General features: G+C 35.9%; 11 protein-coding genes. 7 read left to right on the top strand and 4 right to left on the bottom strand.

Features of this window, described 5'->3' with window-relative positions:
- Positions 1 to 75: 75 nt before the first annotated feature.
- From ACR30L_RS10460 to ACR30L_RS10445, 4 genes are all read left to right on the top strand, one after another.
- Complete coding sequence (locus tag ACR30L_RS10460; RefSeq protein ID WP_435234199.1) at positions 76 to 690, top strand: LysE family translocator; 615 nt, start codon at positions 76 to 78, stop codon at positions 688 to 690.
- Positions 691 to 810: 120 nt separating this feature from the next.
- Complete coding sequence (locus ACR30L_RS10455) at positions 811 to 1,398, top strand: TetR/AcrR family transcriptional regulator (RefSeq protein WP_435234198.1); 588 nt, start codon at positions 811 to 813, stop codon at positions 1,396 to 1,398.
- 137 nt (positions 1,399 to 1,535) lie between these two features.
- Positions 1,536 to 4,178 carry an aminopeptidase N gene (gene pepN / locus ACR30L_RS10450; protein ID WP_435234197.1) on the top strand — a complete coding sequence of 881 codons (2,643 nt, stop codon included), beginning with the start codon at positions 1,536 to 1,538 and terminating at the stop codon, positions 4,176 to 4,178.
- A 171-nt stretch (positions 4,179 to 4,349) separates the two neighbouring features.
- Complete coding sequence (locus tag ACR30L_RS10445; protein ID WP_435234196.1) at positions 4,350 to 4,826, top strand: response regulator; 477 nt, start codon at positions 4,350 to 4,352, stop codon at positions 4,824 to 4,826.
- 185 nt (positions 4,827 to 5,011) lie between these two features.
- Here the strand turns inward: ACR30L_RS10445 and ACR30L_RS10440 are convergent, their stop codons facing one another.
- The 3 genes from ACR30L_RS10440 to ACR30L_RS10430 form a co-directional block, all read right to left on the bottom strand.
- Positions 5,012 to 5,401: a TraR/DksA family transcriptional regulator gene (locus ACR30L_RS10440; protein WP_435234195.1), complete on the bottom strand. Its 390-nt coding sequence runs from the start codon at positions 5,399 to 5,401 to the stop codon at positions 5,012 to 5,014.
- A 175-nt stretch (positions 5,402 to 5,576) separates the two neighbouring features.
- Positions 5,577 to 6,353, bottom strand: coding sequence for a DNA repair ATPase (locus ACR30L_RS10435; protein WP_435234194.1), 777 nt, complete (start codon positions 6,351 to 6,353; stop codon positions 5,577 to 5,579).
- A gap of 122 nt (positions 6,354 to 6,475) precedes the next feature.
- The gene (locus ACR30L_RS10430; RefSeq protein ID WP_435234193.1) at positions 6,476 to 7,162 is read right to left on the bottom strand and encodes a sensor histidine kinase; all 687 of its coding nucleotides are present in this window, start codon (positions 7,160 to 7,162) and stop codon (positions 6,476 to 6,478) included.
- 158 nt (positions 7,163 to 7,320) lie between these two features.
- On the opposite strand from ACR30L_RS10430, the gene cysB reads away from it, so the two are divergent.
- Positions 7,321 to 8,295: an HTH-type transcriptional regulator CysB gene (cysB, locus tag ACR30L_RS10425; RefSeq protein WP_435234192.1), complete on the top strand. Its 975-nt coding sequence runs from the start codon at positions 7,321 to 7,323 to the stop codon at positions 8,293 to 8,295.
- 275 nt (positions 8,296 to 8,570) lie between these two features.
- On the opposite strand, the gene pabB is transcribed toward cysB, so the two are convergent.
- Complete coding sequence (pabB, locus tag ACR30L_RS10420; protein ID WP_435234191.1) at positions 8,571 to 9,983, bottom strand: aminodeoxychorismate synthase component I; 1,413 nt, start codon at positions 9,981 to 9,983, stop codon at positions 8,571 to 8,573.
- Positions 9,984 to 10,135: 152 nt separating this feature from the next.
- Between pabB and ACR30L_RS10415 the strand changes: the two genes are divergently transcribed.
- Both ACR30L_RS10415 and ACR30L_RS10410 read left to right on the top strand, forming a co-directional pair.
- Entirely contained in the window at positions 10,136 to 11,677 is a 1,542-nt protein-coding gene (locus ACR30L_RS10415) for a fumarate hydratase (RefSeq protein WP_435237898.1), read from the top strand.
- Positions 11,678 to 11,816: 139 nt separating this feature from the next.
- A complete protein-coding gene (locus tag ACR30L_RS10410) occupies positions 11,817 to 13,007 on the top strand; it encodes an amino acid aminotransferase (protein WP_435234190.1) in 1,191 nt (396 codons plus the stop codon).
- The last annotated feature ends 41 nt before the right edge of the window (positions 13,008 to 13,048 follow it).

Below are 13,048 nucleotides of genomic sequence, written 5' to 3'. Positions count from 1 at the left end.
ATTTATTAACTCATTGCTTTAAATGTCGTGACGTCTAGGTGATAATATCTTTTTTACGATAAGGATATTAGACAGATGACGTTGACGACTTGGTTATCATTATTAGCTATTAGTATACTTGGTGCTATGTCACCAGGCCCAAGTTTAGCAATGGTGGTCAAACACAGTTTGGCGGGTGGACGAGCTAATGGTATCGCAACGGCTTGGGCACATGCTTCTGGTATTGCTATTTATGCTTTTATTACGTTAATTGGATTAGCAGTCGTCTTACATCAATCTCCCTTATTATTCCAAATTATTAGTTATGCTGGGGCATTATATCTTGCTTATTTAGGGATTAATGCTTTACGTTCTAAAGGTGGCGTCGCTGAAAAATTACATTCAGGCGCAGCTGTTCAAATTCGTCAATCTGCGCGAGAAGGTTTTTTTATTTCTCTTTTAAATCCTAAAATCGCGATATTTTTTATCGCACTTTTTAGTCAGTTTATTGGAGTAGATAGTGATTTAAACAGTAAGTTTATTATTGTTACAACGCCTTTTATCGTTGACGGTTTATGGTATACCTTTATTGCCTTTATTTTATCTATTAGTAGTGTTTTCGATAAATTACAACATCATGCGGTTTTCATCGATAGGTTATCGGGTATCGTTTTAATTGGCCTTGCGATTAAGGTTTGTATTGGTCTGTAACAAGCTCCTAATTCATATTTTATATCATGCATCATCCTGCTGTGACTAAGTACTGGTACTTCAGAAGGCATTGATGTAATATTGAACACATGTTCAAAGTTAATGAGATTAAGGTATCCCATGAGTAAAAACCTGAAATTTGATCGTCAAGAGGTAGTGCAAAAGGCGACTGATCTTTATTGGCAAAAAGGCTTTCACGGTACATCAATGCGTAATCTGCAAGATGTTATTGATATGCGACCGGGCAGTATCTACGCTACTTTTGGTAGTAAAGAAGGGCTATATAAAGAGTCCATTCAATGTTATGCCGATCGAGGATTAAAAACACTGGCTAGCTGCTATGAAACAACAGGCTCTCCTTTAAAAGCATTGAAAAAGTTTGTCACCATGTCAATTATCAATAGTGCTGAATCGGGCCCGAGTGGTATGTGCATGTTAGCTAAAACAATTTCTGAATTGACGGACGATAATCAACCCCTATTAGATGAATCAAGGCGTTTACTAAATGTAATGGAAAATGCCTTTACAGATATGCTGATTAAAGCGCAGGATTGCGGCGAAATAAATTCATCTGAAGATCCCAAAGCAGTTGCCCGTTATATTCAAGTACAGTTAATGGGATTACGAACTTATATGCGAGCTAATAATAATGATGTTCAGCAAATTGAGGAACTTATCGATAATATTTTTGACAAAGGTATTCTGTGATTAACAATTGATGGTTAATGCCTGTGTACTTCTGCCGTTTATCATAACGTTTCTTTACGCTGTAATAATTATATATACGATATTTTTTACATAAACATTTTAACAATTTCCCAGTTACATAATTAAGAGCATACATAATGACACAAACAACTTTCACAGAAGATGCTGTTGAGAATCAACCCCAAGAAAAATTTCTGAGTGATTACAAAGTATCAAATTTTACAGTTAGTCGTATTAGTTTAGATTTCGACCTTTACGATACCAAAACGCACGTTAAAGCAATTAGTCAAATGAGTCGTGTCGTTCAAGATGATAAGCCATTATTTTTATTTGGTGAGCAATTAGAGCTCGTTTCTATTTTAGTTAACGATGTTAGTTATCATGATTATGAATTAGTTGCTGGTGGATTGTTAATCCATCATTTACCTGATCAATTTACCTTAGAAATTAATACTCAGATTAACCCTGAAACGAATAAAGCTTTCGAAGGTTTATATAAATCTGGTGATGCATTTTGTACTCAATGTGAAGCGGAAGGTTTTCGTCGCATCACTTACTATCTTGATCGTCCAGATGTTATGGCTATTTTCACAACTAAAATAACGGCAGATAAAACGCTTTATCCATCATTACTTTCAAATGGTAATCTTATTGATCAAGGCGAGCTTGATAATGGTCGTCATTGGGTTATTTGGGAAGACCCTTTTGCTAAACCTGCTTATTTATTTGCATTAGTTGCTGGAAGCTTTGATTGTTTAAAAGATACTTTCACGACTAAAAGTGGCAGACAAGTTGATTTAGCGTTATTTGTCGATAAGGGTAATTTAGATAAAACAGAACATGCCATGGTCTCGCTTAAAAATGCGATGAAGTGGGATGAAGAACGCTTTAATTTAGAATATGACCTTGATATTTATATGATTGTTGCCGTTGATTTCTTCAATATGGGAGCGATGGAAAATAAAGGGTTAAATATTTTTAACTCTAAATACGTACTAGCTAGTTCCGATAGTGCAACGGATCAAGATTATTTAGGTATCGAAGCTGTGATTGGACATGAATATTTTCATAACTGGTCCGGCAATCGCATTACCTGTCGTGATTGGTTTCAATTGAGCTTGAAGGAAGGATTAACCGTATTTCGTGATCATGAGTTTAGTTCTGATCTTGGGAGTCGTAGCGTTAATCGTATTTCACATGTGAAAGTGATGCGTAACCATCAATTTGCAGAAGACGCTGGCCCTATGTCACATCCAATTCGTCCCGCTTCGGTAATGGAAATGAATAACTTTTATACCTTGACCGTATACGAGAAAGGGGCGGAAGTTATCCGTATGCTTCATACGTTATTAGGCGAAACTAATTTCCAAAAAGGGATGCAGTTATATGTTCAACGTTTTGATGGTCAAGCTGTTACCTGTGATGATTTTGTTGCCGCTATGCAAGATGCGAGTGGCGTTGATTTAACGCTATTTAAACGATGGTATAGCCAATCTGGTACTCCGACAGTAACGGTGAGTGATCATTTTGATCCCATTAATAATCGCTACCAAATAAGTTTTAAACAAAAAAATGCACCGACTGCTGATCAAAAAATTAAACAAGAACTTCATATTCCCATTGATATTGAATTAATTGATAAGGCAGGTCACCCCATTGACCTTGGAGATGGCCGTACTAATAAAGTGTTAAGTCTTACACATGGCGAGCAAACCTTTGTTTTTGATGGTATTGCTGAACAGCCAGTGCCAAGTTTATTCCGTGGTTTTTCTGCACCAGTTAAATATCAATATGCTTATACGGATCAACAATTAGTTGAGTTAATCCGTTTCGCGAGTGATGATTTTTCTCGTTGGGATGCGGGACAAAGTTTATTTAATAAATATTTAGTTGAAAATGTAAGTCGTTATCAAGCTAAACAGGATATGTCAGTCCCTGAATTGATGATTCAAGCATTTAAAGAAGTGTTAGTTAATCCTGAACTTGATCCTGCGTTAATTGCGGACATGTTTGAGTTTATCAGTGAAACTGGTGCAATGGAGTTATTTAAAACTGTTGATATAGATGCATTACATCATGCGCGTAACTTCATGATTAAACAACTTGCTATTACGCTTAAACATGAGTTTGTTGAAGCTTATCAAAAGCATCATATTAGCGATGAATATCAACCATTAACCTCTGATATTGCTCATCGCAAATTAGCTAACCTTTCTCTATTATTTATCAGTAAAGCTGATCCTGAAATGGCTAATACATTAGTGCATGAACAAATCACACAATGTAATAATATGACCGATTACCTTGGCGCCTTAGTGGCGGCGAATAGTGCGCAATTGGCTTGTTGTGATTCAGTGATGGCTGCATTTGATGAACGTTGGTATGAAAATGGATTAGTGATGGATAAATGGTTTGCATTACAAGCAAGTTCACCAAACAATGATGTTTTAAACAATGTTAAAGCACTCTTTAGCCATCGAAGTTTCAACTTTAGTAACCCAAATAGATTGCGTTCTTTGCTTGGTAGTTTTACCGCTAATAATCCATATCATTTCCATGCCGCCGATGGCAGTGGTTATGAATTCTTGACGGATCAATTAATTAAATTAAATGAGCAAAACCCACAGGTTGCTTCTCGTTTAATTACTCCATTAATCCAATTTAAACGTCTTGATGAATCACGTATTAAATTGATTAAAGTGCAACTCAACCGTTTGTTATCCCTTGATAATCTCGCTGTTGATTTATTTGAGAAAGTATCCAAAGCGCTTGCTCAGTAAGTATATAATTGTTGGTTATTTAAACGAATGTTATTTAATAAACCTTTCTTATCGTTAATGAGAGGTTTATTTCACTTGAAACGCACTAATTTACACTTTTTATTCGCTATATATGAAAATGGTTTTACAATTTAGAGCATAAAATATTTAAGCAAGTTATGAGAGGTACTAATGAAGAAAATTAATATCATTTGTGTTGATGATGAACGAGAGGTTTTGGATTCAGTCACACGTGATCTCGATTACTTTAGTGAAATTTTTAATATAGAAGAATGTGAATCTGCAATTGAGTGCCTTGAATTATTAGAGGAATTAGACTTACAGGGTGAGTCTGTTGCCGTGATTATTTCAGACCATGTTATGCCTGGTATGTCTGGTGTTGATTTATTAACTGAAGTTGAATGTGATCCGCGTTTTATTGGTACAAAAAAATTACTTTTAACGGGATTAGCAACTCAAGCTGATACCATCAGAGCAATTAATGAGGCGAAACTAGACTACTTTTTAGAGAAAGTTTGGGATCCTCAGGAATTACTACAAATGGTTAAAGAATTAGTGACTGAGTATATTATCGAACAAGGTATTGATTATAAACAATACCAAAATAAATTAGATGGTCCGACTATCAAAAGATTAATTGTGGAATAAAAATAGAATAAACTATGGAGTGTTAGCACACTCTGTTTGTTTTAATTTGTAAATTGCTATATACCCGTTAACCCTCAACCTAATGTTTAGCGTCTATTCACCAAACAAGTTGATGGTTGACACATGAATTGAATATAGCGGGTATAACTTTCCTATAATGCATTTTAATTGCTAATTGAATTACTCTACAATTTGAAATTATTATACTTCTGTTTTTGATATTTAATTTCACAGCTCGCACAGCGTTGTTGAGTCGGATCTTTTTTCAATGCTTCAAGCCCAATTTCATTCTCACAATCGGCACATAGGCCGTACATATCAATATCAATATTATTCAGTGCCGCATCTATACTTTTAATTGTTAATGTTTTGCCATTAATTGCAGGTACGGAAAGTTGGCAAATAATATCAAGTAATTCATCTCGAGATAAGTTCTGAATTTTTTTTGCCGTGAGGTGATCGCTAGGATTTTCTGAGTCTAATAGAATTTGAATAATATCCTGACGTAATTGTCTGAAATTATTAGTGAGTTCGGCTTGTATCTCATTGATTACTGTTTGGTTCAAGTATGACATAAAATTATCACGTTAAAAAATTATGTGATAATAATAGAATGAGATGGTTTAATAACGAATGATATAAATCAAATTAGCAGATTTAAATGAAATTTATAGGGGAGTGATTGATATAGATCATACATATAAATTTATATTTTACTTTTATCTTTTAAATACCTATTTTATATGTGGATTACCATTTTTTCTTATCTTGGAATAATACATCAAGATCATTTTGTTTTTCTTTGTCTTTTGCTTTCATGGCTTCGACTTCCTCATCACTCACTTGATTAAGGTGTTTTTTGATTTCATCTTTAATCGCATTTAATTCTTTTTCTTTGGCTAATAAATAAGCATCTTTATCCGGAATACCGTTAAGTACCGTCAATAGCTTGTTAATCATTTGATTAGCACTACCATATTGGTTATTTAATTGAGAATGTTGAATACGTTTAAAACTGTTTTCTAAATTGATTTTAAGTTGCATCAATTCGATTGTTTTCTCTTCCGAGATAAACATATCTGTCGATATTTTACCTTTAGTATGCTCGGAACGTAAAATTGCACGTATTTTTTTGGTTATTTTTAATAAAACCAATGCTTCGTTATTACTTTGAGGTGCACGTAAAACACTTTCATCGGGTGGTGTATAGTTTTGCTTTAAATTCTCTATTTGTTGATCGGTATTGCTGAGATGTTCTCGTATTGGCAGGCTATGAGGTGATGCTTTGAGCATTGTAATTAGGGCATTACGAATACGGTTTTGCATAATGAGTAATAAGGATTTGCTGAATGGCATTTTTGTAGCGTTTAATAATAACTCTTCAACTTCGGCTATAATTGCGCGCTGCTTATTGATGGCAATTTTTTGTTCATTTTCCATTTTTACTTTGTACTGCTGGATAATGTTGTAGCCAATAAAGACAATAAGTAACAAAGCGATAAGGGCAAAAATTATTGGTGAAAGCATACATTCCTATAAGATCATTATGTGATGAATATAAAGACATCAAGATTAAATTAAAATACGATTAATAAAGGCAACACCTAACATATCGGCAGTGTATCAAGATAATTAATGACTATTTTGCATTAAGGCAGCCTTAAGGTAAATACACTTCCATCTGAATTTTGCTTGTTTTCCAGTATTATATGACCCTGAAGTTCATTTGTTTTATGTGCAGCTGCAATTTTATGTGCAAATAATAATCCTAAACCACTGCGTCCCTTAAAGGCATTGAACTCAGATTCATGTTGTTCGTTAATTGCTAACATGTGCTCAGGATAACCTTCACCATCGTCTTCTACTTGAATATTAACATACTCTTGATCCGCATAGGCGCGTAATGTGACGATAGATTGCGTGTGGCGTAACGCATTTACAAAAATATCAGCAATAAGATAGGTAACAAGGTCTTGGTCGAAAAAGGCGGTTAAATCATCGTCCACATCAATTTTTACTTTGACATGATGACTGTTTAAAAACAGTTGATTTCTATCGATAACTTCTTGAAGCATTTCTGACACTGAATTTTCTTCGATATAAAAGGGCAGTTGATTGTGTTCTTCCCGATACAATGATAATAACTGCATTAAACTACCATTGATTCTTGAGGTTTGATAATGAAGATCGGCAATGGATTGATGTTGTTGTGTCGTGAGGTTATCTGATAAATTAAGTTGTTCTATGGATTGTAATAACATAAAAAGTGAGTTTTTCATGTCATGCGCACTGGTTGCAAGAATAGTGCTGAAATCAAGTTCAATATTATTTTTCATGATAGCCTCAAAAGTTGATTGTTATGATTTTATATAGTGGCAGAATATTTATACCTTAAATATAGTTTGTTTTCAGATTCGAATTAAAGTAACTGTTATTAATTGTCAGAACTCTGCTAGAATAATCTCCTATTTCTTGCGCATCTCATTGGTTTTATATGAAATTACAACAACTACGTTATATTGTCGAAATATTAAATAATAATCTGAACGTTTCGGCAACGGCAGAAAACCTATTTACCTCTCAACCTGGTATCAGTAAGCAGGTTGGTATGTTAGAAGATGAGTTAGGTATTCAAATTTTTGAACGAAGTGGTAAGCATTTAACAAAATTGACGCCTGCTGGGGCAGATGTTATCCGTTATGCCTCTGAAATTTTAGGGAAAGTCGAAAGTATTAAAGCTGTCGCTTCGCAATATACCCATCCAGATTTAGGATCCTTAAAAATTGCGACGACACATACCCAAGCGCGGTTTGCATTACCAGATGTTATTGCTTCCTTTAAAAAACGTTACCCCAAAGTATCGTTGCATATGCATCAAGGTTCACCTGAACAAATTAGTGAGTCCGTTGTAAAAGGCAAGAGTGATTTTGCAATCGCGACAGAAGCGTTATATTTATATCAAGACCTGATTATGTTGCCTTGTTATCATTGGAATCGTTGTGTGATCACCCCTAAGGATCATCCACTTGCACAAATTGACAATATTACGATTGAAGATATTGCCCAATATCCCATTGTTACTTACATTTTTGGATTTACAGGTCGGTCTGAATTAGATAAAGCATTTAATGCAGCAGGATTCTCTCCAAATGTTGTATTTACCGCGACCGATGCAGATGTGATAAAAACCTATGTTCGAATTGGTATGGGGATTGGTGTCGTTGCATCTATGGCTGTTGATAAGGTTGAAGATGATGACCTTTGTGTGATTGATGCAAGTCATTTGTTTAAATCAAGCACGACTAGTATTGGCTTTAGGAAGGGGGTATTTTTGCGTGATTATATGTACGATTTTATTGTTCGCTTTGCACCGCATCTAACCCGTCCAATTGTTGAGAAAGCAATTCAATTAAAATATACCGCTGAAGTTGAAAAACTCTTTGCAGATGTGGATTTACCAACGCGTTGATTTTAATTACTTCTATTAAGGCTAGTTAGTGATAGTTTTAATTTAAGATAAAATTATACCGTTATCATTTTAGCGCTGAATGAGGGCTGATTGATAACGGATATAGTAAACCAATCGTAATAATTAACTGATTTTTTACTGGTTAATATTATTTCGTTATCGAGAATTTTGTAAAGGGAATCATGATTTACAATCATCTTCCGTATTAAACTAAACCAGTATTCCTGCGTAAATTTGTTCACATTTTTAATACAGTTAATATTATCCCCAAAGAATTATTTATTTAATGCTTTCAGACAAGGTAAAATTTTACTGACCTTATCGAAGCATTCTTGATATTCCTGATGTGGATCAGAGTCAGCAACTAAACCACCGCCCGCCCAACAATAAATATTGCCTTGATGGCACACTAATGTTCGGATGCCAATATTCATATCAAGTTCACCATTATGATTAATATATCCAATACTGCCACAATAGACCTGTCGTTGGTTTGGCTCAAGTTGGCCAATTATTTCCATGGCACGAATTTTAGGGGCGCCTGTTATTGATCCACCAGGGAAACATGCTTTTAATAGCATTTCACTGCTTTTGTTTGGCGCTAATTGACCAATAACTGTGCTTACTAAATGATGAACGGCTGGAAAACTTTCAATATCAAATAGTTTAGGTACTTTTACTGTACCAGATTGACAGACGCGACCAATATCATTGCGAAGGAGATCAACAATCATTAAATTCTCCGCGCGATCTTTAGTCGATGCGATTAATTCATCTTGGCTTTTTTTATCTTGAATAGGATCTGTGTAGCGAGGGCGCGTCCCTTTAATCGGTTTGCTTTCAACAACACCTTTATTTAACTTTATAAATCGTTCTGGCGATAGAGACAAAATAACTTGATGAGGTAAACGTAAATAAGCCGCAAAAGGCGGCACATTTGTTGTTAATAATGCCTGATATGCCTGATATTCATCGCCTTGGTATTGTGCTTCAAACCGTTGGGTTAAATTAATTTGATAACAATCGCCATTTAAAATGAAATCTTGGATTTTGCCAAATTTTTGATGATAGCTTGCTTCGTTCATATTACTTAACCATTCACTGGTTAACGTAAAAGGTTGTGTTGTGCTGTGTTGTGTTGTTTGTTGCAGTAACCATTGAGTTCGCTTTTCCATAAGCGCTAAGGTAGATATTTCTTCACTGTTGGTATTATTCACGACAATAAAATATTTGTTGGACTGTCGATCGAATAATAATGCCCAATCATAAAATCCTATTGCAAGATCAGGTAAGTTAAGTCCTTGAGGTTGGTCTGCATTGTTAATTTGCTCTAGTTGATAACCTAGTTCGTAAGCCATATACCCTAATGCACCACCGGAAAAGGGTACTCTTTCATTTATTTCATCGCCATATAATTTAAGACGTAATGACTCGATTAGGCTAAAGGGATCAGTTTGGTAAGATCGGTGTTTGCCCGATTGTTTAACTTCAGTGACAGTACCGTAAGTTTGTAGTGTGATAATGGGAAAAGCGCTATAAATAGACCAACGACTATCGATATGATCGGGGCTTGCAGATTCTAATAATACTCCCCAATCTAGTTGTGAAATTTTCTTTTTGATTTGTAATAAGTCAATTTCTGAAAGTGAAATTTCTTTAATGCGTATATTTGTCGTGCAATTAGTCATAGTTTCTAGTTTTTATTGGCAATTTTATGATAAATAGGTTGGTTAATTTACAGATGCAGATTAACATTCTATTAATATACCTGCTACACAAAGTAAGTATTTTAATTATTTACTAATTTTCAGACTAAACATCCCATGTGATCCGGAGTTTTATCATGATTATCAAACAGCAAGACCTTGTTAATAGTGTTGCGAATGCACTTCAGTTTATCTCTTATTATCATCCCCTCGATTTCGTTAATAGCTTATATGAAGCCTATCAAATCGAGGAAAATCCTGCAGCTAAAGATGCAATGCTACAAATACTGGTCAATTCAAAAATGTCTGCTGAAGGTAAACGACCTATTTGTCAGGATACGGGCATTGTCACTGTGTTCGTTAAAATAGGCATGGATGTTAGGTTTGAATCAGAGTTAACCGTGCAAGAAATGATTGATGAAGGTGTTCGTCGCGCTTATACAAATCCGGATAATCCATTACGTGCTTCTATTGTGGCCGATCCTGCTGGAGCAAGAGTTAATACCAAAGATAATACGCCTTCTGTGGTACATATTGAAATGGTACATGGTAATAAAGTTGAGATTCAGCTTGCAGCAAAGGGAGGCGGGTCTGAAAATAAAGCTAAAATGGCAATGCTTAATCCGTCCGATTCGATTGCTGATTGGGTTGTTAAGATGTTACCCACAATGGGAGCGGGTTGGTGTCCACCCGGTATGTTAGGTATTGGCATTGGTGGCACGATGGAAAAAGCCGCTATTATGGCAAAAGAGTCATTAATGGAGCCTATTGATATTTCATTATTACAGGCGCGTCAAAATAAAGGTGATTCGAACTTCACGACCGAAGAAAAATTGCGTTTAGAAATAATGGAAAGAGTGAATGCACTGGGTATTGGTGCTCAAGGATTGGGCGGACTTACGACGGTTCTTGATGTAAAAATAATGAGTAGTCCTACCCATGCTGCGTCTAAACCTGTTGTGATGATCCCGAATTGTGCGGCAACTAGGCACATTCATATCACCCTTGATGGTAGCGGAGAAGCGGATATAACGCCTCCAAAACTCTCAGACTGGCCACAACTTACCTATCAGACCGACGAAACTGTACGTCGCGTTGATTTGAATAACCTTGATAAACAAGGCATCGCTGAGTGGAAAAGTGGTGACACGTTATTATTGACTGGGAAGATTTTAACTGGTCGAGATGCGGCCCATAAACGAATTAAAGAATTGCTAGAAGCCGGGAAACCTCTCCCTAATGGAGTTGATTTTCATGGTAAATTTATTTATTACGTTGGACCTGTCGATCCTATTAACGGTGAAGTTGTTGGGCCCGCTGGTCCGACAACATCAACGCGTATGGATAAATTTACCGACTTGATGCTTGAAAAAGCAGGGTTGCTTGGCATGATTGGCAAATCGGAACGCGGTGAAAATACGATTAACTCGATTGCTAAAAATAAATCCGTTTACTTAATGGCGGTAGGAGGCGCTGCGTACTTAGTTTCTAAAGCAATAAAAAGTGCGCGTGTTGTTGCATTTGAAGACCTTGGTATGGAGGCAATCTATGAATTTGATGTTGTTGATATGCCTGTAACGGTAGCAGTAGATTCAAAGGGTAATAACATTCATGCGCAAGGTCCGGCGATTTGGAAAGTTAAAATTGCAGAACTGGATAATAAATTGTCTGAATAATTGTTTTTTTGGTTGATAGAATATCAACTAATGGTATAACTTTATTCGTCGATTCAAAGGATCTTACTATTTCATTTCAGAAACTTGTGGTACTTTGAGTATAATAATTGAGTCTAATTAAAAGTGAGAAAGGATAATTATGTTTGAACAGGTAAGCACGGCTCCTGCTGACCCTATTTTAGGGCTAACGGATGCGTTTAAAAAAGATACTCGAGCTGAAAAAATTAACTTGGGTGTAGGTATTTATAAAAACGAAGCCGGTTTAACACCGATTTTAGCCTCCGTGAAAGAAGCTGAAAAACGCCTGCTTGCTGAAGAACAAACAAAAAGTTATTTAACCATTGAGGGAATTGCTGAATACGCAACGGCAGTACAAACACTTTTATTTGGTAAAAATGCTGAAATTATTTCGAGTAAACGTGCTAGAACGGCACAAGCACCGGGTGGAACAGGGGCGTTACGTACAGGTGCTGATTTCGCAGTGAGTAAACTGGGTATTAAGAAAATTTGGGTAAGTAACCCTACTTGGGCAAATCATGGTAATGTTTTCAAAACGACTGGTTTAACGGTTGCACAATACGATTATTATAATGCCGAAACAAAAGACTTAGATTTTCCGGCAATGATCGCTTCATTACAAAGTGTAGAAGCGGGCGATTTAGTGCTATTTCACGGGTGTTGTCATAATCCGACGGGGATTGACCCAACGACTGAGCAATGGGAAGAATTGGCGAAATTAATTGCTGAACTTGGTGCTATTCCATTCTTCGATTTTGCTTATCAAGGATTTGCCAAGGGTATCGAAGAAGATGCACAAGGCTTATGTATTTTTGCTGAACATAATAAAGAGTTACTTGTTGCTAATTCATTCTCAAAAAACTTTGGCTTATACAATGAACGTGTCGGTGGTATTACATTAGTTGCAGAAGACAGTGATATTGCAGATTCAGCTTTTAGCCAATTAAAAACGGTAATTCGTGCCAATTACTCAAATCCTCCTGCACACGGTGCTGCAATAGTTACAACAATTCTCAATGATGAAGCATTGTATAATCAATGGGATCAAGAAGTTGCAGATATGCGTTCACGTATTCAAGAAATGCGAGACTTATTTGTGGCAACATTAAAAGAGAAAGGCGTGGCTGGCGATTACAGTTTCATTAGCCGCCAAAATGGCATGTTCTCTTTCTCTGGGCTATCAAAGGAACAAGTTGCTCAATTAAAAGATGAGTTTGCTGTCTATATTGTTGGTTCTGGTCGTATTTCGGTTGCAGGAATGACCAAAGATAATATGCAACCGCTTTGTGAAGCGATTGCGAAAGTTATCTAATGACCGATTAGGTCGGCTTTCGTGCTTACCTATTCTTAAAT

The organism is Psychromonas saccharinae (assembly GCF_051201515.1).
Lineage (GTDB): Bacteria > Pseudomonadota > Gammaproteobacteria > Enterobacterales > Psychromonadaceae > Psychromonas.
Note: the sequence above shows the minus strand (reverse complement) of the source record. Positions and strands in the feature narration are given on the sequence as shown.